We start from the raw sequence: 23565 nt of genomic DNA, 5'->3' as shown, positions 1-23565 counted from the left end.
TGTGTCTGCTCGCGAGGGGGTCGCGAGGGGTTAGGCCTCGGTGAAGTTCCGGGTGACCGACGGGTCGACCGGGATGCCCGGCCCCGTGGTCGTCGACACGGTGATCTTCTTGAGGTAGCGGCCCTTGGACGCCGACGGCTTGAGCCGCAGCACCTCATCGATAGCGGCGCCATAGTTCTCCGCCAGCTTGTTCTCTTCGAAGGACGCCTTGCCGATGACGAAGTGCAGGTTGGCCTGCTTGTCCACCCGGAAGTTGATCTTGCCGCCCTTGATGTCGGCGACGGCCTTGGCGACGTCGGGAGTGACGGTGCCGGTCTTGGGGTTGGGCATCAGACCGCGCGGGCCCAGCACGCGGGCAATGCGCCCAACTTTCGCCATCTGGTCAGGCGTCGCGATCGCGGCGTCGAAGTCCAGGAAGCCGCCCTGGATCTTCTCGATCAGGTCGTCGCTGCCGACGATGTCGGCTCCGGCGGCGACGGCAGCGTCAGCCTTCTCACCCACTGCGAACACCGCGACACGGGCCGTCTTACCGGTGCCGTGCGGCAGGTTGACGGTGCCACGCACCATCTGGTCGGCCTTACGCGGGTCGACACCAAGCCGGATGGCCACCTCGACGGTCGCATCCTGCTTGGTCGATGAGGTCTCCTTGGCCAGCTTGGCGGCCTGCAGGGGGTGTAGAGGTTGCTGCGGTCCACCTTCTCGGCCGCGGCGCGGTATGCCTTGCTGTTCTTGCTCATGTGTTATCCAATCCGATGTTGGGTCGTGGTTATCAAGCAGGCCGAAGCTGGCCCTCCCACGGGTCTTGATTTGTCGGTGCTGCAAACCTATTCGACGGTGATGCCCATCGACCGGGCGGTGCCGGCGATGATCTTGGCAGCGGCGTCGATGTCGTTGGCGTTGAGGTCCGTCTTCTTGGTCTCGGCGATTTCGCGAACCTGATCCCAGGTGACCTTGGCGACCTTGGTCTTGTGCGGCTCCGCGGAGCCCTTGGCCACGCCCGCGGCCTTGAGCAGCAGCTTGGCGGCCGGCGGCGTCTTCAGCGCGAACGTGAAGCTACGGTCCTCATAGACCGTGATCTCCACCGGAATAACGGTGCCACGCTGGCTTTCCGTCGCGGCGTTGTACGCCTTGCAGAACTCCATGATGTTGACGCCGTGCTGGCCCAACGCGGGGCCGACTGGCGGTGCCGGGTTGGCCTGCCCAGCTACGATCTGCAGCTTGATCAGACCGGCGACTTTCTTCTTCGGGGCCATGACGTCTCGATTGTTCCTTCCCTGATTAAAGACCTGGTTTGCCCAGTTAGATCTTGGAGACCTGGTTAAAGGTCAATTCCACCGGTGTTTCCCGGCCGAAGATGGAGACCAGCACCTTGAGCTTCTGCTGCTCCGCGTTGACCTCGTTGATTGTCGCCGGCAGGGTGGCAAACGGTCCGTCCATGACGGTGACCGATTCGCCGACTTCGTAGTCGACCTCGAGCACCGGGCGTTCCAAGCCGCCCGCTTCGGCGACGGCGGCGGTGCTGGCGGCCTTGGCGGTCTTCTTCGCGGCACCCCGCGGCAAGAGGAACTTCACCACGTCGTCAAGGGTGAGCGCCGACGGACGCGAGGTCGCACCGACGAACCCGGTGACTCCGGGCGTGTTGCGTACCGCGGCCCAGGAATCATCGGTCAGGTCCATCCGCACCAGGATGTAGCCGGGCAGCACCTTGCGGTTGACCTGCTTGCGCTGGCCGTTCTTGATCTCGGTCACCTCTTCGGTGGGCACTTCCACCTGGAAGATGTAGTCGCCGACGTCAAGGTTCTGCACACGGGTTTCGAGGTTGGCTTTGACCTTGTTCTCGTAGCCCGCGTAGGAGTGCACGACGTACCACTCGCCGGGCTTACTGCGCAGCTCCGCTTTGAGCGCAACGGCCGGGTCGACCTCTTCAGCCGGGACCTCTACGTCCGCAGGGATACCGGGCTCTTGCAGGTCGACCGCCTCACCCGCGGCCGTGTCACCGTCGAAGGTAGTCACGGTCTTCAGTCCTCTCTATCACTTCGAAGTCTCAGCCGAACACCAACAGCATGAGCTTGCTCAAGCCCAAATCGGCGCTGCCGACCAGCGCCACCATGAAGGCCAGAAACACCAGCACCACTGACGTGTAGGTGAGCATCTGCTTGCGGTTGGGCCAGATCACCTTCCGCATCTCCGCTACAACCTGCTTCAGGTAGTTGTAGACGAATACGAACGGGCTGGCGGCCCGCGCCGCCGGCTTGCTGGCCGTCTTCGGCTTCTTGTCCTTGGCAGCCTTCGACGTTTCCTTTTTGGCGCCTTCCTCGGACGCCTGGGGCTCGGTCGATGACTGCTCGTCGTCGGCGTCTTCGGCTGCCGTCGCGCGCTGCCTGGACCGCTTGCCGGTCGGGCGTTGGGGACGCGCCGCCGATTTGGTTACCAGGGCAGTCCGGCCACCGCTGGCGCGGTCGTCCTCAGTTGCGCCGCCGTCACTCGTGGCGTCGTTGGCAGCGTCGCCCTCGTCGCTCACCGCGTGCTCCTTTGTTCGCTAACTGTCCCGCTGGCCGTCCCGCCGGCACCGGGGGACCCTCCCAGTGTCCAGCATGGCACGTTACCTATGGTCCGTCTCCTCCTCAGGCCATCGGGACCTGCATCGTCGTCGGACGTCTTGCCTTCAGCAGGGGCGACAGGACTTGAACCTGCAACCTGCGGTTTTGGAGACCGCTGCTCTGCCAGTTGAGCTACGCCCCTTCGCGGTTGGCGAGCCAACCAGCTTGTGCTCGGGCTTACATGACACGCGCGCCCTCCGGTCGGTGATCGCGAACCGACGGACAGCGCGCTGATGTTGGGAAAACCCCGAGGTCCGAGTGTACATCGGCACAGGAGTCAGATACTAATTACGCGGTTCTGATGACCTGCCCGGTCTCTTTGTCCCATTTGAGCTTGGCGGAGCCGTCACCCTGCTGGCCCATCAAGGTGGTGTAGGCCTCCAGCACAACCTCCCCGTCGTCGTTGTGACAGACGTTCTTGGTGACAACGATGTCGGCACCGAAACGCTCATCCACCGAGTGCACTTCCATCCGGGCCCATAGCTTGTCCCCGGCCAACACCGGCTTGTAGAACACGAAGCGCTGGTCGACCTGGACGATCTGCATGGTCTCCATGCCGACGTCAACGTTGCGGAAGAAATCGGACTGAACCAGCTTGGCCAGGATCGACACAAAGGTCATCGGCGCGACGATGCCGCCATAGCCCAGTTTGGCGGCCGCGTCCTCCTCGTAGCAGGCGGCATCGTCGCACTGGACCGACCGCGCGAACCCGCGAACCTGCTCGCGACCGACCACAAAGCAGTCTGGATATTTCCAGCTCATCCCGCGGATATCGGTCTTGAGAGCCATAGCTGCCCTCCTAAGCTAGCTTGGCCGAAGCGATCGCCCGACCGAAGATTTTCTTGCCACCGGTGGTGGCCGTCAGCGCGATAGTCACCGACTTGCTGTCCGGATCCACCGACTTGACCCGGCCGTTGAAAACGAGTTCAGCGCCCTTGCCGTCGTTAGGCACCGGCACCACCGCCGTGAAACGCACGTTGTATTCGGTCACCGCGCCCGGGTCACCGACCCAGGACGTGACATAACCGCCGCCGATACCCATCGTCAGCATGCCGTGGGCGATCGCGGTGTCCAACCCGACCAACTTGGCGATCTCGTCGTCCCAGTGAATCGGGTTCAGGTCGCCCGAAACACCGGCGTAGTTCACCAGATCCTGGCGGGTCAGCGGGTAGGTCCGTTCGGGGAGCTGGTCTCCGACGTTGACCGAACTGAACTCACGCAGTGCCATCAGAAAATCCTTCTCCCCCGTCCTCGCCTACCCGACCCGCCAGGGTCGTCAAGGTCTCTTGGACGATCTCGCCTGCTTCGTTGGTGACAATGTTCCTGGTCACGATGATCTGCGTGTCGTGCGCCTCACGTACCGAATCCACATGGACATCGCAATGGAGGATGTCGCCCGCGACGATCGGCTTGGAGAATTTCAGGACCTGGTCCACCTGGACGATCTGCTGATCGCTGACCCCGATATTCGCGTGCTTGAAAAAGGCAGACTGGGCCTTGTACCCAAACACGCTGATGAACGTCAACGGAGCCAACAAACCCTTGTGTCCGAGGTCCGCGGCCGCCCCTTCCTCAAAGAACGACGCGTCGTCGTTCAGGACAGCCACGGCATACTCGCGGATTTTTTCCCGCTCCACCACATAATGATCGGGATACCGGAAATGCATCCCGACGATGTCTTCGGTCAAGGCCACGGTTCTAAAACCTACCTAATCACCGCAAACGACTCGTCGAGCACGGCCGGTTAACGCGTTTCGCGGTGAGCCTGGTGCGAACCGCAGTTGCGGCAGAACTTCTTCAGTTCCAGCCGGTCCGGGTCGTTACGACGGTTCTTCTTGGTGATGTAGTTGCGGTGCTTGCACACCTCGCATGCCAAGGTGATCTTCGGCCGGACATCGGTACTTGAAGCCATGGCGCTTTCTCTCTCAAATCTCTGTCAAAAATCTCGTTGTTGTGTTGTAGCGATGGCCGGACTCGAACCGGCGACCTAACGATTATGAGTCGTTCGCTCTAACCGACTGAGCTACATCGCCTCTGACCCAACCCGACTTGGGTCGGGGCCGCCCGCCTGCTCGGCGTCCGCCGAGCCCCCTAACGGAATCGAACCGTTGACCTTTTCCTTACCATGGAAACGCTCTACCGACTGAGCTAAGGGGGCCGTGCACCCGCGGCGACCGGTCGTGCCACGGGCAAAAAAGAGGGTACAACCTGCCCCGTGGCCTAACCAAACCACGAGCAAGATCGTGTGCGTCGCCCACCGATCTTCCCATCACCGCCGGAGGGTCGCGCACCACTGGGATCAGCCGCTACGACCGCCTTTGTGCGGATCCCAGACGCTGAGATCGCTGAACTCGTCGTACTCGTCGTCGCCACCACCGTTCTCGCCGGCCTCGGCGAGAAGGGTTCGTAGTGCGAGGTGGACGACCTCTCGCGGACCCGCCAGACGGTAGCGACGGATCGCTTCTTGGACCAGATCGTCGTCAATCTCGATCTCGACCTTCTTCAGCATGGGCCAACAATACCCACAGGGATGCCATGAGGAGCGACCAGGAGAACCCAGAGATCCCGCAGAAGTCACTGCGTCCGCCCCACCGGAATTGGACCTGTAACCGCGCGGATCTAGGCTGAAGGCGTGTCAGATTCGGATCGGTTGTACTTCCGGCAGCTGCTTTCCGGCCGCGACTTCGCCGTCAACGACATGATCGCCGCGCAAATGCGCAACTTCGCCTACCTGATCGGCGACCGCGAGACCGGGGACTGCGTCGTGGTCGACCCCGCCTACGCCGCCGGAGATCTCGTCAACGCGCTGGAAGCCGATGACATGCATTTATCCGGGGTTTTGGTGACCCACCATCATCCCGACCACGTCGGCGGCTCGATGATGGGTTTCGAGCTCAAGGGACTGGCCGAGCTGCTGGAGCGGGTTAGCGTGCCGGTGCACGTGAACACCCATGAAGCGGTGTGGGTTTCGCGCGTCACCGGCATCCCGATGAGCGACCTGACCACCCACGAGCACCGCGACAAGGTCAGCGTCGGCGATATCAAAATTGAGCTCCTGCACACGCCGGGCCACACCCCGGGCAGTCAGTGTTTCTTGCTCGATGGACGGTTGGTGGCCGGCGACACGCTATTCCTGGAAGGCTGTGGACGGACCGATTTTCCGGGCGGCGACTCCGATGAGATATTCCGCAGCCTGCAACAGCTTGCCGCGCTTCCGGGCGATCCGACGGTGTTCCCCGGGCATTGGTATTCGGCGGAACCGAGCGCGTCGCTGTCGGAGGTCAAGCGTTCCAATTTCGTCTACCGCGCCGCCGATCTGGCCCAGTGGCGCATGCTGATGGGTGGCTGACGGGCCCGCTCGCGTCCGGTTGCCGGGTACCCGCGAGGCGGCCATCGCTCACGTCGCCGCCGATTACACCCACGACAAGCCGATTACACCCACGACAATGCGTGGGACGGCCGTCTACGATCAGGTCAGTTGGAGTTCGCCGCGTAATCGCTGTGGTGGTACAAGCGAAAGGTGCAGCCCATGGGGTGGGGGCAAAGCAATAGCTGGCAAGTGATGGCTGGGAAAGCCGGGACGGCCGGGTTAGGCAACGTCGAGTCCAGCACCTGGTTGGCCATTGCCGCCTGGGCAGCGCTGGCGGTTGTCGCCGTGGCGCTGATCGTGATGTATCGCCAGATCCAGCGCAACCAGCAGCTGACCTCCGAGCAGGCCAGACCCTACGTATCGATGCTGATGGAGCCGCACATCACGGACTGGCATGTGATCGAGCTGGTGGTCAGGAACTTCGGCCGCACCGCCGCCTACAACGTTCAGTTCTCCTTTCCCCGTCCTCCCACAGTGGCCGAATACGAGAATGCGTCCGACGGCTACGCCGATGTCGTGGAACTGCAGTTGCCCCGCGAGTTGCCGACGCTGGCACCCGGTCAGGAATGGCGGATGGTGTGGGACTCCGCGCTGGACCGCGCCGAAATCGGTCAGGGGGTTGAATCCCGCTTCGAGGGGACCGTGACCTACTACGACCGTCCCGACCAGCCGCGCGGGCGGCGATTCTGGCATCGGCCGCGGCGCCAACTGCAAACGCAGGTGGTGCTGGACTGGGAGGCGCTGCCGCCCGTCCAGCGGATCGAGCTGATGACCACCCACGATCTGGCAAAGCGGGAGAAGCAGAAGCTGGAGCTGCTGCGCAGCGTGCTGACCTATTTCCACTACGCCAGCAAGGAGACGCGCCCCGACGTCTTCCGCAGCGAGATCGAGCGGATCAATCGCGCCGTGGCGGAAACCCAGGACCGGTGGCGCACCCGGCAGGTCGACCAGCCCACCGACGTCAGCCTGCGCTGGGGCGATGTCGAAAACGAGCTGGGCAAACACCGCAACCAACAGGTCTGACGGTCCATAACATCCGGTCGCGCGGCACGCCGCCATGGTGATCTGATTCAATCGACGGGCTGCCGTATCGAAGGAGTAACCATGAGCGGGCCGGTCACCTACACCCACGACGACGCCATCGGCGTCATCCGAATGGATGACGGCAAAGTCAACGTGCTGGGCCCGACCATGCAGCAGGCACTCAACGAAGCGATTGACGCCGCCGACCGCGACAACGTCGGTGCGCTGGTGATCGCGGGCAACCATCGAGTGTTCAGCGGCGGCTTCGACCTCAAGGTGCTGACTTCGGGCGAGGCAAAGCCCGCGATCGACATGCTCCGCGGCGGATTCGAGCTGTCCTACCGGCTGTTGTCCTACCCCAAGCCGGTGGTGATCGCCTGCACCGGCCACGCGATCGCGATGGGCGCATTCCTGTTGTGCTCCGGCGACCACCGGGTGGCCGCCCACGCCTACAACATCCAGGCCAACGAGGTCGCGATCGGTATGACGATCCCCTACGCGGCGATGGAAGTGTTGAAGCTGCGGCTGACCCCGTCGGCATACCAGCAAGCCGCCGGACTAGCCAAGACCTTCTTCGGCGAAACCGCGCTGGCGGCCGGATTCATCGATGAGATCTCGCTTCCCGAGGTGGTGCTCAGCCGCGCCGAAGAGGCCGCGCGCGAATTCGCCGGACTCAATCAGCAGGCCCACAACGCCACCAAGTTGCGGGCCCGCGCTGAGGCACTCAAGGCCATCCGCGCCGCCATCGACGGGATCGAAGCAGAGTTCGGACTGTAGAAGTCCCCGTCGCCGGCCACCGCGCCGGCTAGCCGAACCGCCGGAACCGGTGCAGGTAGTCGGCCCAGTCCCAGGTCGACAGAAACGCCTCCGCCGCCGCATAGCCCCGCTGGTATAGCTCTTCCAGGCGGGCTCTGCCGATACCGAAATCGAGCACGCCGACGTCGGTCGATGCCACCGCGATCGTGCGGGCTCTGACCCACGGCTGGCTGAGATGGGCTTGATCGTGACCGACCAGCATGGTGGTGAACAGGCTTTCCAGCAGTGCCGACTGCTGCAGGAAACGCAGCGGCCGCAACGCGGGAAACGCCTGTTCGATGCCCTCCGCCAGTTTGGGTATCACCGTGATCCCGAAGGTGGGCCAGCGCGGCGGCTTGGTGTCGGTGCGGTCCAGTGAGTCGACCGGAAAGTTCGACAGCACACCGCCGTCGACGAGGGTGGAGCGCAGCCCATCGCTGCTGGTCAGCGTGACCGGTGGATAGATGAACGGAATCGCCATCGATGCGCGAACTGCCGATGCCACCGATTGTTCGGCCGGGTCCACCCCGTAGACCCGGCGATAGTCCCACGGCAGCCGCACCAGCTGCGCCCTGGTCACATCCGCGACCGTGATCGCCACCCGGTAGCGCTCTTCGGCCGGCAGCTCGTCGTCATCGAGGGCTAGATCACCAAATGTCGTCACGCCGAGGTTCTCGAGTTCGCTACGGATCCAGTCATATGCGGCGTCGCCGCGGTACATTGCCGAATCTCGCACCAACCCCCACGCGGAACCGAGGATCGGAACCGGTGCCGCGTCACGCCATGTGCTCAGCGGCACCGACAATGCGAGTTCGCGGATCTGGTCGCTGGAGAGCTGGTTACCCTGCGTCCCGGCGGCCGCGATCACCGCCACCACCGATCCGGCCGAAACGCCCGACACCCGATAGGGCTGATAGCCGTCGTCCATGAGCCGGGCGATCGCTCCGACCAAGCCCATGAACTTGACGCCGCCCCCGGACAAGACCAGGTCCACGGGCTTGGAACCGTGCTTCATCGACTGACCGCCCGCAATACCGTTACCCGCGGTTGTCTTCTGCCGAAACCCACTGGTAGGGAAGGAACTTTCCGTCCAGGGTCAGCACCACCCGGTCCCCCGTCGGATGGGATTTCTTGTGCATGTCAACGCTGAAGTTGATCGCGCTCATGATGCCGTCGCCGAACTGCTCGTGGATCAGCTCCTTGATGGCTCCGCCGTAGACCTGAAGCGCCTCGTACAAGCGGTAGATGGTGGGGTCGGTCGGAACCGCGTCGGGCAGCCCGCCACGCATCGGCGGCGCCGCGAGCACCGCAACCACGGACTCGTCCAGGGCCAGCATCTCGACCAGAACCTTGCCCAGCTCGACGGGAATGGGGTGCTGGCCGAGTAACGCCGAGGTGGTCCACAGCACCGGCCGGTCGATGGCATCGGCAAGTTGTTGCCACGTCAACCCGCGCACCAACCGGGCGACGACGATCTCTTCGGTGATCTGGTTTCTGTTCATGGCCCCCAGCATGCCGGTCGGCGACGACGCCGCCTGCCTCAGGTGCTACCGGCAGGACCGGCCGCCGCCGGCCCGCCCGGGTGGATCACCAGCGTCCGTAGTGCACGACCTCGGCGAAGGCCCGCCGATTCGGCTTACGGATAGGAACGAGCGGGCGGTCAGCGGGATATCCGACGCCAAGCAGGTAGGCGACCAGGTGGTCGTCGGGGACACCGAGGATCGCGCGCGCCTTGTCCTGGTCGCCCACCGAAGAATGACCGGTGCCGATCCCCAAGTCGGTGGCCGCGATCATCATCGCCATCGTCGCCTGACCGACGTCGTACTGGTCTATCACCTTCCTGCGCTCATCCGGCGGGACCGGAATCACCAGGGCGATCGCGGCCGCGGCCGCGGCAATATGGCCGGCGCCCATCCAGACCGTCGAGAGTTCCTGCAGCGCAGACCGTTCGGTGACGAGGACAAAGTCCCACGGTTGGCGGTTCTTGGCCGATGGGGCCCGCCACCCGGCCTCGGCGATCCGGTTCAGGTCGTCCTCTGACACCGGCTCCGGCAGGTACTGACGCACATTGCACCGCGCGCAGATCGCATCCCAAGCTTGCATGCAACCCATGCTGCCATCGCCGTGGTCGGGCCGGTCTATCGTGGCGGCCGATGCCCCTTCACCTCCACCGCGCCGAGCGCACCGATCTACTTGCCGATGGCCTCGGCGCGCTCCTGGCTCAACCGCTGGCGGATCCGTTCGCCGAAGAGTTGGTATTGGTTCCGGCACGCGGCGTGGAACGCTGGCTCAGTCAGCGTCTCTCGCACCTGTTGGGACATGCACCCGGCGGCGGCGACGGGGTGTGTGCGGGTGTGTCCTTCCGTAATCCGCGATCGTTGATCGCCGAGATCACCGGCACCGCCGCCGACGATCCCTGGTCAGCGGAAGCGATGACCTGGCCCCTGCTGGAAGTCATCGACGGTTCACTGGAAGAACCCTGGTGCGCGACGCTGGCAAGACATCTGGGCCACTTCGACGTCGGGCCTGAGGCCGAGTTGCGTCGGGGACGCCGGTATTCGGTGGCGCGCCGCCTGGCCGGACTGTTCGCCTCCTACGCCCGGCAGCGTCCCCGGGTGCTGTCCGATTGGCTCGATGGCGGGCGGGGCGACCTGGATCCCGATCTGAGCTGGCAGCCCGAACTGTGGTGCGCGCTGGTCGCGGTCGTGGGCGCCGATCCCCCACACCTCCGCCACGAAAAGACCCTCACCGCGCTGCGTGCCCGACCGGCCGGCCTGCCGCCGCGGCTGTCGCTATTCGGTCACACCCGGATGGCGGTCACCGACATCGAGCTGCTGGGCGCGCTGGCCACCCATCACGAACTGCACCTGTGGCTGCCCCACCCCAGTGCGGCCTTGTGGCGCTCGCTGGCCGACCTGCACGGTGTGGTGCCGCGGCGCGCCGACGCCAGCCATCGCCGCGTCGTCCATCCGCTGCTGGCGACCCTCGGGCGGAACCTGCGCGAGCTGCAACGCGGCCTCCCCGCCGATCCGGCGACCGACGAGGCACTCGGCGCCACTACCCGACCGGACACCCTGCTCGGCTGGCTGCAGTCCGACTTGGCCGCCAACCAGGTCCGGCCGGAAAACCGAACGTTGGTCGCCGGCGACCGGTCCATCCAGGTGCACAGCTGCCACGGGCCCGCCCGTCAGATCGACGTGCTGCGTGAGGTCCTGCTCGGCCTGCTCGCCGATGACCCGACGCTGGAACCTCGCGACATCCTGGTGATGTGCCCCGACATCGAAACGTATGCGCCGTTGATCGTCGCGGATTTCGGGCTCGGTGACGTGATGCACGGCGTGCACCCCGCGCATCGGCTTCGGGTACGGCTCGCCGACCGCTCACTGCTGCAAACCAATCCGCTGCTCGGCGTGGCGTCGCAGCTGCTGATGCTGGCCGGTAGCAGGGTCACCGCCAGCGAGGTGCTCAACCTCGCCCAGGCCGCCCCGGTGCGGGCCCGGTTCGGCTTCGCCGACGACCACCTCGAGGACATCACCAGATGGGTCCGGCAGTCGAATATCCGGTGGGGTTTCGACCAGGAGCACCGCAAGCCCTACGGGGTCGACTTCGTGCACAACACTTGGCGTTTCGGCATCGACCGGGTGCTGGCCGGCGTCGCCATGTCGGAAGCGTCGCACGCCTGGATCGACGCGACGCTGCCGCTCGACGATGTCGGCAGCAACCGGGTGGAATTGGCCGGTCGATTCGCCGAATACATCGACCGGCTGCGACAGGTGGTCGATTCGCTCACCGGCACCCGACCGCTGCGGGAGTGGCTGGCCGCGTTGACCGACGGCATCGCCCTGCTGACCCGCGTCGACGAGGGCGAAGCCTGGCAGTCCGATCAGATGCAACGCGAGTTCGCCGAGGTATCGCGCACGGCCGGACGGTGGGTCGAGACGATGTTGCGGGTGCCCGACATCCGCGCGCTGCTGCAACGGCACCTCGCCGGACGGCCCACCCGCGCCAACTTCCGCACCGGTACCTTGACCGTCTGCACCATGGTTCCGATGCGCTCGGTCCCCCACCGGGTGGTCTGCCTGGTCGGCCTCGACGACGGCGTGTTTCCACGCCAAGGTGTCGTCGACGGCGACGACGTGCTGGCCCGCAGCCCGATGACCGGTGAGCGTGACATCCGTTCGGAGGATCGCCAATTGCTGCTCGACGCGATCGGTGCGGCCACCGAGAACCTGGTCATCACCTATACCGGCGCCAATGAGTATTCGGGTCAGCGCAAGCCACCGGCGGTACCGCTGGCCGAGCTACTCGACACCCTGGACATGACCACAACAGAGCAGGTCCGCGGCCGCGTCGTGGTCGAGCACCCGTTGCAGCCGTTCGACGTTCGCAACGTGACGCGCGGGGCGCTGATGCCCGGCGTGCCGTTCAGCTTCGATCCGACCGTGCTGCGGGCGGCGCGGGCGGCCGCCGGCGAACGCGCACAGCAGCCGAGGTTCATCGGCGCACCCTTGGCACCCCCACCCGCCGATGACGTGGCGCTCGCCGACCTGGTCGCCTTCTTCAAGGACCCGGTGAAGGGTTTCTTCCGGGCCCTCGATTACACGCTGCCGTGGGATGTCGACGGTGTCGAAGACGCCATGCCGGTCGACATCAACGCGCTCGAGGAGTGGACGGTCGGCGATCGGATGCTGGCCGACATCCTCAGCGGCATGGCACCGGATGAGGCCCGACAGGCGGAATGGCGGCGCGGCACGTTGCCACCCGGCCAGCTCGGCTGGCGCAAAGTGACCGAAATCCGTGACCAAGCGGCCTTGCTGGCCGCCGCGGCGCTGCGGCACCGCCGAGACGACGCGGCGGCATATGACGTTGACATCGACCTGGGTTCGCGAAGGTTGACCGGCACGGTGGCGCAAGTGTTCGGCGATCGTCTGGTGTCGGTGACCTATTCCAAGCTCGACGGCAAACATCTACTCGAATCCTGGATACCGTTGTTGGCGTTGTTCGCTCACGCTGGGGCCCACGACTGGTCGGCCGTCTGCATCGGCCGGCAGAAACGGGGTACCGTGCCCCGCCAGGCGGGGCTGGGGCGCCCCCGCGAACAGCCGGTGGAGCTGCTTCGAGATTTGGTGGCGATCTATGACGCTGGACGCCGTGAGCCAATTCCGTTGCCGATCAAGACATCCTATGCCTGGGCGGCCGCCCGGCACTGCGGCGACGATCCGGTGCGGGAGGCGTCATTTCGGTGGAAGTCCAGCGACCGCTACCCGGCTGAGGACCAGGCACCGGCTCACGTTCGGACCTGGGGAAGGAACGCGAGACTGACCGATCTGATGCAACCGGTGCATGCCGAATCCGAGCGTGCGGCCTGCCCCAACGGTGAAGACAACCGGCTGGGGGCCTTCGCCGAGCGGCTCTGGCTGCCGATGCTGCGCGCCGAGCGGGACCCCGGCTGATGCGCCCCTTCGATCTGCTCGGCCCACTGCCCGCCGAGAATTCCACCACGGTGCTCGAAGCCAGCGCCGGAACGGGCAAGACATTCGCGTTGGCCGCGCTGGTGACCCGCTACGTCGCGGAGGGACGGGCCCGGCTCGACGAGATGCTGCTCATCACCTTCGGGCGGGCGGCCAGTCAGGAACTTCGTGAGCGGGTCCGATGCCAAATGGTCGATGCGGTGCGGGTTTTCCACGACTCCCGCAACGGCTCCGATGACGCGGACCCCGCCGGCGACAACCAACTGCTGGCTCACCTGCTCGACGGCACCGCCGCCGAGCGCGACGCGCGTCAGCAGCGCCTGCGCGACGCGCTGGCCGGATTCGATGCGGCAACCATTGCCACCACACACCAGTTCTGCCAGCTGGTGCTCAAGTCTTTGGGCGTCGCGGGTGACACCGACGCGGGTGTGACGCTGGTCGAAGACCTCGACGAGCTGGTCACCGAGATTGTCGACGATCTCTACCTGGTGCACTTCGGCCGTGACCGCGATGATCCCCCGCTGACCTACCGCGACGCACTGCGGATCGCCAGGGCGGTGGTCGCCAACCCGTCCACCCAGCTGCGGCCGCTGGATGCGCCGCCCAGATCCCGGGCCGCGGCCTGTGTCGGTTTCGCCCATCACGTTCTCGAAGAGCTGGAAACCCGCAAGCGGCGTCGGGGCATCCTCGGCTACGACGACCTGCTGCTGCGGCTGGCCGATGCCCTCGCTAGCGAGGACTCTGCGGCCCGGGCGCGAATGCAGCAGCGCTGGCCGGTGGTCATGGTCGATGAGTTCCAGGACACCGACGCGGTGCAGTGGCAGGTGATCGACAGCGCGTTCAGTGGGCGCTGCACACTGATTCTCATCGGCGACCCCAAGCAGGCCATCTACGCATTCCGCGGTGGCGACATCGTCACCTACCTGCACGCGGCGCAAACCGCCGGGGACAAGCGGACACTGGCCACCAACTGGCGCAGCGACAGCGCGCTGGTCGATCGGTTGCAGGTGGTGTTGCGTGGCGCTGAACTCGGCGATCCCGCAATCGTGGTGCGCGATGTCAAGGCCCACCACCAGGGCCACCGGCTCGCGGGCGCGCCGTACAACGACGCCCTGCGGCTGCGGGTGGTGCGCCGGGCCACGTTGGGCCGCAGGGGAATCCAGAACCTGCCCATCGATATTCTGCGCGATCACATCGGCCGTGATCTCGCCTCCGACATCGGTGCGTTGCTGGCCTCCGGGGCAACATTTGCCGGCAGAGCACTGCAGGCCAATGACATCGCCGTGATTGTCGAGAAGCACAAGGACGCGCGGGCCTGCCATCGCGCGCTCACCGACGCCGGGATTCACGCGGTCTACACCGGCGACACCGATGTGTTCAGCTCCGAAGCCGCCGACGACTGGCTAGCGCTGCTGGAGGCGTTCGACCAGCCGCATCGCCCCGGGATCGTGCGCGCCGCCGCCGCGACGATGTTCTTCGGCAAGACCGCCAACGATCTTGCCCGCGGCGGCGATGCGCTCACCGATCGCGTCGCAGAGACCCTGCGGGAGTGGGCGGACTACGCCCGCGAGCGGGGGGTGGCCGCCATCTTCGAGGCCGCGCAGTTGGGCGGTATGAGCGACCGCGTGCTGTCGTGGCAGGAGGGCCAGCGGCACATGACCGACCTGGCCCACGTGACGCAGCTGCTGCAGAAGGTCTCCCACCGGGAGCGCTATACCCTTCCGGCGCTGCGAGACTGGCTGCGCGGCCAGCGCAAGGATCGCGGTGGCGCTACCGAGCGCAACCGCCGGATCGATAGCGACGCCGCGGCCGTCCAGATCATGACGGTGTGGGTGAGCAAGGGTCTGCAGTATCCGGTGGTGTACCTGCCATTCGCCTTCAACCGCAACATTCAGGAACGCGAACTGGTGCTGTTTCACGACCGGGGCACGCGCTGCCTGCATATCGGCGGCAAGGACTCCCCTGATTTCGGCACGGTCGAGAGGCTGGGCGCCAAAGAGACTGCCAACGACGACAGCCGATTGACCTACGTTGCGATGACGCGGGCGCAGTCGCAAGTGGTGGCCTGGTGGTCACCGGCCTATGACGAACCCAACGGCGGGCTGTCACGGCTGCTGCGGGGCCGGCGTCCCGGCGACTCGGTGGTACCTGACCGCGCCACCCCTGCCAAGATCACCGACGAGGATGCCTGGGACCGGTTTCAGCAATGGCAGGCCGCCGGAGGGCCGACGGTGGAAGAGTCCGTCATCGCCGCGGCACCGGCGATTGCCGGCCAGCCGGCGCCGTCCGAGCTGGCCACCCGCCGGTTTGACCGCGGCATCGACATCAGGTGGCGGCGCACGTCGTATTCGGGATTGATCAGGATGGCCGAGGCGACCGGCGTCAGCAGTGAGCCGGAGGTGACCGAACGCGATGATGAAGTCGCCGAGGTTCCGTTGACCGAGGTGGTGATGTCCGGGCCCGAGCAGCCTTCTCCCATGGCGGATCTCCCATCCGGCGCGAAGTTCGGCTCGCTGGTGCACGCCGTGCTGGAGACCAGCGATCCCTTCGCCATCGATCTCGCCGCCGAGCTGGAATCCCAGATCCGGGTGCAATCCGCGTGGTGGCCGGTGCAGGTGCCCGCGGCCCAGCTTGCCGCGGCGTTGGTCCCGATGCACGACACCCCGCTGGGCCCGCTGGCCGGCGGATTGACGCTGCGCCAAATCGGGCTACCGGACCGATTGCGGGAGATGGACTTCGAGTTTCCGTTGGCCGGAGGCGATGAGGCTGATGCCGGGGGCCACGCACCCGATCTCCGGCTGGCCGACGTCGGGGCGCTGTTGCGGGCGCACCTGGACGCATCCGACCCGCTGGCGCCATATGCCGATCGGTTGAGCGGGGACGCGCTTGGTGGTCAGACGCTGCGCGGATATCTCAGCGGTTCGGTCGACGTGGTGTTACGGATTCCCGACGGGCCGGGCCAGCGGTATCTGGTCGTCGACTACAAGACCAACTGGCTGGGTGACCCCGACCGCCCGTTGACCGCCGCCGACTACCACCGTCCCCGGCTGATCGAGGCGATGCTGCACTCCGACTATCCGTTGCAGGCGTTGCTGTACACCGTTGTGCTGCACCGTTTTCTGCGCTGGCGCCAGCCAGGATACGATCCGGCCCGACACCTGGGCGGCGTGCTGTACCTGTTCGTCCGCGGGATGTGCGGTCCCGACACTCCCATGCTCGACAGTCACCCCGCCGGGGTGTTCAGCTGGTCGCCTCCGGCCGCACTGGTGACGGCGTTGTCCGATCTGCTTGATGCGGGCAGGGCGGTCGCATGACCATCGAGGTTGTCGACCCGGCGGACTGGCGGCAGGCGGCGAGCGCGTCCGGACCGCTGCGGACGTTCAACGAAGCCGGTGTCATCGATGCGGCCGATGTCCATGTCGCGCAACGCCTTGCGGCCATGTCTGGCGAGTCCGACCCGGTGGTGTTGCTGGCCATCGCGTTCGTGGTGCGCGCGCTGCGGGGCGGTTCTGTGTGTGTCGACCTGTCCACCATCGAGGCACAAGTCGGGATCGCCGACCTCCCCTGGCCGGCGGCCGGCGAATGGCTGGCCGCGGTTCGGGCCAGCCCACTGGTCGGGTCACCGGCGGTGCTGCGCCTGTACGAGGACAATCTGGTCTATCTGGACCGGTACTGGCGCGAAGAACAGCAGGTCGCCGACGACATCCTGGCCCTGCTGGCCGCCCGGGCCAGCGCATCGGGCCCGGCTATCGAGGTCAACCGGCTGTTTCCACCCGGCTACGAAGAGCAGCGCGCGGCCGCCAAGATTGCGCTGGCGCAGGGCTTGACGGTGCTGACCGGTGGACCGGGGACCGGCAAAACCACCACGGTGGCGCGGCTGTTGGCCCTATTCGCCGAGCAGGCACAGCTCGCCGGCAAGGCGCGACTGCGCATTGCACTGGCCGCACCGACCGGCAAGGCCGCGGCCAGACTGCACGAGGCGGTGCAGTCGCAGATCGACAAACTCGATGCCATCGATCAGCAAAGGGTTCGTGGGCTACAGGCGACCACATTGCACCGGCTGCTGGGCAGCCGGCCCGACACCTCATCACGGTTTCGCCATCATCGCGGCAACCGGCTGCCGCATGACGTGATCGTCATCGATGAGACGTCGATGGTGTCGCTGACCATGATGGCTCGCCTGCTCGAAGCGGTGCGTCCGCAGACGCGGCTGCTTCTTGTCGGCGATCCCGACCAACTGGCGTCGGTGGAGGCGGGCGCGGTGTTGGCCGACCTGGTGGACGGGCTGGGCGCGCGCCACGACACCCACGTCGCGGCACTGCGCAGACTGCATCGGTTCGGCGAGTCGATCGGCCAGTTGGCGGCGGCCATCCGCGGCGGCGACGCCGACCGGGTTGTCGAGATCTTGCGGGCGGGCGACGACCACATCGAGTGGATCAACGCCGCCGACCCGACCCCGCAGCTGCGCAATGTGCTGCTTCCACACGCCCTTGAGCTTCGACGCGCCGGCGCGCTCGGTGATACCGCGGCCGCGTTGGCAACACTCGACGAGCAACGGCTGCTGTGCGCACACCGGCGTGGACCGTATGGAATCGCGCACTGGAACCACCAAGTGCAGAGATGGCTCACCGAAGCAACGGGCGAGCCGATCTGGTCGAGCTGGTATGCCGGACGGCCGGTGTTGGTGACCGCCAACGACTATGGGCTCGGCGTGTACAACGGCGACACCGGGGTGGCCGTCCTGGATGGCACGAACCGCGCCGCGGCTCCGGGCGCGCTGCGGGTCGTCATCGCCGGCGCGCAGGAGCCGCTGAAGTTCGCGACCAGCCGACTATCTGATGTGGAAACCATGCATGCCATGACGATCCACAAGAGCCAGGGCAGTCAAGCCGACGACGTGACCGTGCTGCTGCCGCCGGCGGATTCCCGGTTGCTGACCCGGGAACTGTTCTACACGGCGGTCACCCGGGCCGCCCGCAAGGTGCGCATCGTCGGGCCGGAGTGCGACGTACGGGCCGCGATCGCGCGCCGGGCGATCCGGGCGACCGGGTTGCGTTCCCGATTGCAGCCGTGACGGCGCCCGCCTAGTCGCGACTAGTTGCGCTGCGCGGCCACAAACAGGTTCGTGGGCACCCGGTCCTCGACCTGAGCTGCGGCCGCGCGGCCGTAGCCGGCCATCAGCTCGCCCGACGGCGTCACCGTAACGTCCCAGTCGTGACGCCGGAACCAGTCGCCGACGTCTTCGCGTTCCTCGAAGTACCACAGTTCGTCGGTGCGGGGGATCTCCCGCTGCGGCTCCACGTGCGCCATCACCGCCCGGATCCGCTCCATCCGGGCACTTCGGTTGGCCCGAACCTGCGGGTCGAGGAACTTCGGCCCCAGCGCCTCGACGGCGATGCGGCTTGCGCGCACGGTCAGTCCCTGAACCCGCTCGAACAGCAGGTCCTGGGCCACCGCGGGCAAGTACGGCATCAGCCCTTCGGCGGACCAGACGCTGGGCACCGAAGGGTCAAAACCGGCCTGGCGCAGCGCGGTCGGCCAGTCCTGACGAAGGTCCACCGCGACCGCGACCCGGCCGCAGGCGAGTTCGGCCCCGTGCTCGGCCAACGTCGCAGCCTTGAACTCCAGCACCCTGGGCTGGTCGAGTTCGAACACCGTCGTGCCGGCTGGCCAGGGCAGCCGCCAGGCGCGCGAGTCCAGTCCGGCCGCCAGGATCACCGCCTGACCGATCCCCGCGCGCGTCGCGTCCAGGAAGAACTCGTCGAAAAACGCCGTCCGCGAGGCCATGTAGCTGACCATCGCCTCCATCTGCAGCGGCAGATCCGGTTCGATTTCGAGCAGTTCGGCCGGCAGTTGCGGCGCCGAGTGCCAGTTCCACACGCCGTCGCCGACCGCGTCGAGGAATACCTGTGCGAATGGATCGCTGATCAACGGATGCTGGCTTCGAGTCTCGGCCGCCCGCGCCGAAGCCACACCCAGCGCCGTCGCCCCGACGCTCTCGGTGATTTCCCAGCTGTCGTCCTCGGTCCGCGCCATGCCCGGCTCCTCCCGTCGATCAACGCCTCCCTGGCGAACATACGTCAGCAGCACGCGCACCGACGTGAGCCGCCGGCGGTTCAGGCGCGGGGATACACGTAACCTACAAGCACACTCGACGAGGAGCCCGGATGGAACCAAACGAGCTGCATATCTCAAACGTCAAGGTCTTCGACAGCGTCGACGGCCGGATCACCGGGCCGGTCGACGTGACCGTCCGCGGCCCCGTGATCGCCAGCATCGCACCGGCGGGCGCCGCGGCATTGTCCGGCCCAGCCATCGACGGCACCGGCAAGACACTGTTACCCGGGCTGATCGATGCGCACTGGCATGCGATGTTCACCACCATCCCGGCAGCGCTGGCCCAGGTCAGCGAGTTCGGCTACGTGGTCGCCAGGGCCGTGGTCAGTGCCCGCGAGACACTGTTGCGCGGCTTCACCACCGTCCGCGACCTCGGTGGTCCGGTGTTCGGCGTCAAGCAGGCGATCGACGAGGGCTCGATTCCGGGCCCGCGGATCTACCCGGCGGGCGGCTTCATTTCCCAGTCGGGCGGGCACGGGGATTTCCGGCTGCCCAACGAGGTGCCGCGTGGGGTGTGCGGCCACCTGAGCTACACCGAGATCATCGGCGCGGCCGTGATCGCCGACGGCGAGGCCGAGGTATTGCGCGGGGCGCGGGAGATGCTGCGCCGCGGCGCGTCACAACTGAAGCTGATGGCCGGCGGTGGCGTCACCTCCGCATACGACCCGCTCGATGTTGCCCAGTTCACCGAGACCGAAATGCGCGCGGCGGTGGAGGCCGCCGAAAACTGGGGCACCTACGTCACCGTGCACGCCTACACCCCTCGCGCCATCCGGGCCGCGATCGCCGCCGGTGTCCGCTGCGTCGAACACGGTCAACTGATCGATGAACCGACCGCCGCGCTGCTCGCCGAAAAGGACATCTGGTGGTGCCTGCAACCGTTCCTGGATGACGAGGACGCGGTGGCGGTGCCTCCCCCGAGCGTGCCCAAGTTCAAGCAGATGGTCGCGGGCACCGACACCGCGTATCAGCTGGCGATCAAGCACGGCGTCAAGATCGCGTTCGGTACCGACACGTTGTTCGACGCCAAGCTCGCCAGCCGCCAGGGTGCTCAGCTAGCAAAGCTCACGCGCTGGTTCACGCCCGCCGAGGTGTTGCAGCAGGCGACGATCCGCAACGCCGAGTTGCTGGCGATGTCGGGGCCGCGCAACCCGTACCCGGGGCGGCTGGGCGTGGTTGCCGAAGGCGCGCTGGCCGACCTGATCCTGGTCGACGGGGATCCGATTGCCGACATCTCGCTGATCGCCCGACCCGACGAGACGTTCACCACCATCATCAAGAACGGCCGGGTGGTCAAGGGTGCGGCGAGTTAGTCCAGCAACGGCACCGGAAAACGGTGTCCGTTAGGTCATTTCCCAAGCATCAGGTGCCCAGTCACGCGGGTCTTCACCGCCAGACGTTGACCCGGCCCGTATCACACCCGCCACATTGCCTCGCGCTGGCATCGAATTGTGCTACACGCCAAGCACCGTGGCTACTTGTTCGCCGGCTGGACCTGCCGGTCGCCTCACCGAAGTGCATCAGGTGAGCGACTGGGCCGAGTGTGGGCGAACCGAAAGCTCAACAACCCCACCACCGAATGGATTCCTGCGGCGCACCTCGACGCGGTTGTGTGTAACCGGGCCCGCACCAACGCCTTTTTCATCCGCAGCGGTTCTGACGCAGCGACAAGGAAGGTCCATGAACATCGCGGGCGCCGATTCGCGTGCGGCGGTTTGGATTGCCTAGGCCCACCTGTAATCCTGTTCCCACAGGTAAGTTGTCGGCGAGCCATGGAGAGGGGAATCGGTCCACCGGACCGTTGGGCATATGCGAGTTGACGGACGCGAGATCACCGTTTCCGGTAGCTTGCTGCCTCCGATAACCAGACGCACCAACGACATCATCTGGCTGGTCGTAGCGGTGGTCTTCCTCGTGGTCGTGGTGACGAGTTCGGTGATCACCCGCCCGCGGTGGGTGGCATTGGAGAAATCGATCTCCGAAATTGTCGGCGTTCTTACCCCCACCCAATCCGATCTGGTTTACCTGGCTTACGGTGCGGCGATTCTGGCGTTGCCATTCGTGATTCTGATCGGGCTGATCGTGAGCCGACAATGGAAACTGCTCGGCGCCTACGCGGTCGCGGCAATCATGGCCGTTCTGCCGTTGTCGATCAGCAGCAACCGAATTTCGGCCCCCCGGTGGCATTTCAACCTGTCCGAGAAGCTCACCACCCTGCCGGCCCAGTTTCTGGATGACCCGCGGTGGATAGCGATGGTCGCGGCGGTACTCACCGTGTCAGGCCCCTGGCTGCCCGCCCGCTGGCGACATTGGTGGTGGGGCTTGTTGTTGGCCTTCGTGCCGATCCACCTGGTCATCAGCGCCATCGTGCCGGCCCGTTCGTTGCTGGGACTGGCCGTGGGGTGGTTCGTCGGCGCGCTGGTGGTCCTAGTCGTTGGCACGCCCGCTCTCGAGGTGCCCTTGGAAGGTGCGGTCCGCGCCATGGCCAAGCGTGGATTCGCGGTATCGATGCTCACGGTGGTGCGGCCGGGCGGCGCCGGTCCACTAGTGCTGGCGGCCACCTCCCCCGACCCCGAATGCCGGGCGGCTATCGAGTTGTACGGCCCGCATCAGCGCAGCGGCGGCGCGCTGCGGCAACTCTGGTGGAAGCTGCGACTGCGCGGCTCCGAAACCGCGCCGCTGCAGGCCTCCATGCGCCGCGCGGTCGAGCACCGCGCCCTGATGGCCATCGCGATCGGGGAAGCGGGTGTCGCCAATACCTCGACCATCGCGCTGGCCGCGCTCGACCGCGAATGGACGCTGTACGCGCACAACCCGGTACGCGGGACACCGCTGGATGAATGCACCGCCCAGACACCGGTTGGCCGGGTGTGGGAATCGTTGCGAACGCTCAACGACTACCAGATCTCGCACGGGGACTTGCGCTGCCACGAGATCACAGTCGATGAGGACAAGGTCCTGTTCGGGGGGTTCGGCAACGCCGAATATGGGGCCACCGACGCCCAACTCCAGTCGGATATCGCCCAACTCCTGGTGACCACCTCGGCACTGTACGGCGCGCAGCCCGCGGTGAGCGCCGCGATCGAAGCATTCGGCAAAGACACCATCCTGATGGCCTCGCGCCGGCTCACCAAATCCGCCGTGCCCAAGCGCATCCGCGAATCTGTGGCCAACGCCAAGACCGTCATCGCCGGCGCCCGCACCGAGGTCAAGCGCCAGACCGGTGCCGATCAGATCGAGAGCCAGACGATCACCCGGTTCAGTCGCAGCCAGTTCATCCAACTGGTGCTGATCGGCGCGCTGGTGTACGTCGCGTATCCGTTCATCAGCACCGTGCCGACCTTCTTCTCCCAGCTCAGAACCGCCAACTGGACGTGGGCACTGCTCGGGTTGGCGGTGTCGGCACTGACCTATGTCGGTGCTGCGGCGGCATTGTGGACCTGCGCCGACGGGCAGGTCAGCTTCTGGAAGCTCTCGATCGTGCAGGTGGCCAATACCTTTGCGGCAACAACCACCCCGGCCGGCGTCGGTGGCCTCGCGCTGAGCACCCGTTTCCTGCAGAAGAGCGGTCTGAGCGCCTTACGGGCCACCGCAGCCGTAGCGCTGCAGCAGTCGGTCCAGGTGATTGTTCACCTGGCGTTGCTGATCCTGTTCAGCACCGTCGCGGGAACCTCAACCGATCTATCGCATTTCGTGCCCACCGGCACCGTGGTGTACCTGATCGCGGGTGTGGCGCTGGGCATCATCGGAACGTTCTTGTTCGTGCCCAACTTGCGGCGCTGGCTGTCGACGGAGGTGCGGCCCAAGCTCAAAGAGGTCACCAGCGACCTGATTGTGCTGGGCCGGGAGCCCAAGCGATTGGCCATCATCCTGCTGGGTTGTGCGGGAACCACTCTCGGTGCCGCGCTGGCGCTGTGGGCCAGCATCGAAGCCTTCGGCGGCGGAACCACATTTGTCACCGTCACGGTGGTGACGATGGTCGGCGGGACGCTGGCGTCGGCCGCGCCGACACCCGGCGGTGTCGGCGCCGTCGAGGCGGCACTGATCGGTGGGCTGGCCGCGTTCGGGGTGCCCGCGGCGATCGGCGTTCCCTCGGTACTGCTGTACCGCGTGCTCACCTGCTGGTTACCGGTGTTTCTGGGCTGGCCGATAATGCGGTGGCTGACCAAGAGCGAAATGATCTAGCGCT

General features: G+C 66.1%; 20 protein-coding genes, 3 tRNA genes and 1 pseudogene. 8 read left to right on the top strand and 16 right to left on the bottom strand.

The genetic code is table 11. From position 1 onward, the window contains the following. Positions 1 to 30: 30 nt before the first annotated feature. The 12 genes and pseudogenes from rplA to CKW46_RS07625 all read right to left on the bottom strand — a co-directional run bounded on the left by rplA (position 31) and on the right by CKW46_RS07625 (position 5109). A pseudogene (gene rplA, locus CKW46_RS07680) lies at positions 31 to 737 on the bottom strand (50S ribosomal protein L1). A gap of 87 nt (positions 738 to 824) precedes the next feature. Further along, positions 825 to 1253, bottom strand: a complete 429-nt coding sequence (gene rplK / locus CKW46_RS07675) for a 50S ribosomal protein L11 (RefSeq protein WP_011739001.1) — start codon at positions 1251 to 1253, stop codon at positions 825 to 827. 46 nt (positions 1254 to 1299) lie between these two features. Continuing rightward, on the bottom strand, positions 1300 to 2013 hold the full coding sequence (gene nusG / locus CKW46_RS07670; protein ID WP_161964909.1) for a transcription termination/antitermination protein NusG: 714 nt from the start codon (positions 2011 to 2013) through the stop codon (positions 1300 to 1302). A gap of 31 nt (positions 2014 to 2044) precedes the next feature. Further along, positions 2045 to 2521, bottom strand: coding sequence for a preprotein translocase subunit SecE (gene secE / locus CKW46_RS07665; RefSeq protein ID WP_117437917.1), 477 nt, complete (start codon positions 2519 to 2521; stop codon positions 2045 to 2047). Between the two features lie 148 nt (positions 2522 to 2669). After that, positions 2670 to 2742: transfer RNA gene (locus CKW46_RS07660), tRNA-Trp, on the bottom strand. Between the two features lie 146 nt (positions 2743 to 2888). After that, on the bottom strand, positions 2889 to 3389 hold the full coding sequence (gene hadC / locus CKW46_RS07655) for a (3R)-hydroxyacyl-ACP dehydratase subunit HadC (RefSeq protein WP_011738998.1): 501 nt from the start codon (positions 3387 to 3389) through the stop codon (positions 2889 to 2891). 10 nt (positions 3390 to 3399) lie between these two features. Continuing rightward, the gene (gene hadB / locus CKW46_RS07650) at positions 3400 to 3828 is read right to left on the bottom strand and encodes a (3R)-hydroxyacyl-ACP dehydratase subunit HadB (RefSeq protein ID WP_011738997.1); all 429 of its coding nucleotides are present in this window, start codon (positions 3826 to 3828) and stop codon (positions 3400 to 3402) included. After that, positions 3815 to 4294 (bottom strand): (3R)-hydroxyacyl-ACP dehydratase subunit HadA, encoded by a 480-nt coding sequence (hadA, locus tag CKW46_RS07645; RefSeq protein WP_015354643.1) that lies wholly within the window; start codon positions 4292 to 4294, stop codon positions 3815 to 3817. The genes hadB and hadA overlap by 14 nt, the downstream gene beginning before the upstream one ends. A gap of 50 nt (positions 4295 to 4344) precedes the next feature. Next, a complete protein-coding gene (gene rpmG / locus CKW46_RS07640; protein ID WP_011738995.1) occupies positions 4345 to 4512 on the bottom strand; it encodes a 50S ribosomal protein L33 in 168 nt (55 codons plus the stop codon). A gap of 47 nt (positions 4513 to 4559) precedes the next feature. Then, a tRNA-Met gene (locus tag CKW46_RS07635) sits at positions 4560 to 4633 on the bottom strand. Positions 4634 to 4685: 52 nt separating this feature from the next. Further along, a tRNA-Thr gene (locus tag CKW46_RS07630) sits at positions 4686 to 4758 on the bottom strand. A 141-nt stretch (positions 4759 to 4899) separates the two neighbouring features. Further along, positions 4900 to 5109 (bottom strand): type II toxin-antitoxin system VapB family antitoxin, encoded by a 210-nt coding sequence (locus CKW46_RS07625; protein ID WP_012392884.1) that lies wholly within the window; start codon positions 5107 to 5109, stop codon positions 4900 to 4902. A 123-nt stretch (positions 5110 to 5232) separates the two neighbouring features. Here CKW46_RS07625 and CKW46_RS07620 point away from each other — a divergent pair, with 123 nt between their 5' ends. From CKW46_RS07620 to CKW46_RS07610, 3 genes are all read left to right on the top strand, one after another. Further along, the gene (locus tag CKW46_RS07620; protein ID WP_015354642.1) at positions 5233 to 5949 is read left to right on the top strand and encodes an MBL fold metallo-hydrolase; all 717 of its coding nucleotides are present in this window, start codon (positions 5233 to 5235) and stop codon (positions 5947 to 5949) included. A gap of 180 nt (positions 5950 to 6129) precedes the next feature. Continuing rightward, entirely contained in the window at positions 6130 to 6993 is an 864-nt protein-coding gene (locus tag CKW46_RS07615) for a DUF8453 domain-containing protein (RefSeq protein ID WP_482053030.1), read from the top strand. 81 nt (positions 6994 to 7074) lie between these two features. Beyond that, positions 7075 to 7770 (top strand): crotonase/enoyl-CoA hydratase family protein, encoded by a 696-nt coding sequence (locus CKW46_RS07610; protein ID WP_015354640.1) that lies wholly within the window; start codon positions 7075 to 7077, stop codon positions 7768 to 7770. A 28-nt stretch (positions 7771 to 7798) separates the two neighbouring features. Here the strand turns inward: CKW46_RS07610 and CKW46_RS07605 are convergent, their stop codons facing one another. The 3 genes from CKW46_RS07605 to CKW46_RS07595 form a co-directional block, all read right to left on the bottom strand. Next, positions 7799 to 8803: a patatin-like phospholipase family protein gene (locus CKW46_RS07605; protein ID WP_015354639.1), complete on the bottom strand. Its 1005-nt coding sequence runs from the start codon at positions 8801 to 8803 to the stop codon at positions 7799 to 7801. Between the two features lie 22 nt (positions 8804 to 8825). Beyond that, positions 8826 to 9290, bottom strand: a complete 465-nt coding sequence (gene cynS / locus CKW46_RS07600) for a cyanase (protein WP_443677301.1) — start codon at positions 9288 to 9290, stop codon at positions 8826 to 8828. Positions 9291 to 9375: 85 nt separating this feature from the next. Further along, positions 9376 to 9891, bottom strand: a complete 516-nt coding sequence (locus tag CKW46_RS07595; RefSeq protein ID WP_117437914.1) for a nitroreductase family protein — start codon at positions 9889 to 9891, stop codon at positions 9376 to 9378. A gap of 50 nt (positions 9892 to 9941) precedes the next feature. Here CKW46_RS07595 and recC point away from each other — a divergent pair, with 50 nt between their 5' ends. From recC to recD, 3 genes are read left to right on the top strand one after another with little or no spacing between them, the layout of a single operon-like run. Further along, positions 9942 to 13241 carry an exodeoxyribonuclease V subunit gamma gene (recC, locus tag CKW46_RS07590; protein ID WP_117437913.1) on the top strand — a complete coding sequence of 1100 codons (3300 nt, stop codon included), beginning with the start codon at positions 9942 to 9944 and terminating at the stop codon, positions 13239 to 13241. Further along, positions 13241 to 16573, top strand: a complete 3333-nt coding sequence (recB, locus tag CKW46_RS07585; RefSeq protein WP_117437912.1) for an exodeoxyribonuclease V subunit beta — start codon at positions 13241 to 13243, stop codon at positions 16571 to 16573. The genes recC and recB overlap by 1 nt, the downstream gene beginning before the upstream one ends. Next, on the top strand, positions 16570 to 18333 hold the full coding sequence (gene recD, locus CKW46_RS07580; RefSeq protein WP_015354635.1) for an exodeoxyribonuclease V subunit alpha: 1764 nt from the start codon (positions 16570 to 16572) through the stop codon (positions 18331 to 18333). Before recB ends, recD begins: the two co-directional genes overlap by 4 nt. 20 nt (positions 18334 to 18353) lie before the next feature. Here the strand turns inward: recD and CKW46_RS07575 are convergent, their stop codons facing one another. After that, on the bottom strand, positions 18354 to 19295 hold the full coding sequence (locus tag CKW46_RS07575; protein WP_117437911.1) for a class I SAM-dependent methyltransferase: 942 nt from the start codon (positions 19293 to 19295) through the stop codon (positions 18354 to 18356). A gap of 131 nt (positions 19296 to 19426) precedes the next feature. Here CKW46_RS07575 and CKW46_RS07570 point away from each other — a divergent pair, with 131 nt between their 5' ends. Then, a complete protein-coding gene (locus CKW46_RS07570; protein ID WP_011738984.1) occupies positions 19427 to 20689 on the top strand; it encodes a metal-dependent hydrolase family protein in 1263 nt (420 codons plus the stop codon). Positions 20690 to 21185: 496 nt separating this feature from the next. Next, positions 21186 to 23561: a lysylphosphatidylglycerol synthase transmembrane domain-containing protein gene (locus CKW46_RS07565; protein WP_015354633.1), complete on the top strand. Its 2376-nt coding sequence runs from the start codon at positions 21186 to 21188 to the stop codon at positions 23559 to 23561. The last annotated feature ends 4 nt before the right edge of the window (positions 23562 to 23565 follow it).

It is taken from the genome of Mycobacterium liflandii (assembly GCF_022354805.1).
GTDB classification, from domain to species: domain Bacteria; phylum Actinomycetota; class Actinomycetes; order Mycobacteriales; family Mycobacteriaceae; genus Mycobacterium; species Mycobacterium marinum.
The sequence above is the reverse complement of the archived record's forward strand: the minus strand, read 5'-3'. Positions and strand labels throughout refer to the sequence as shown.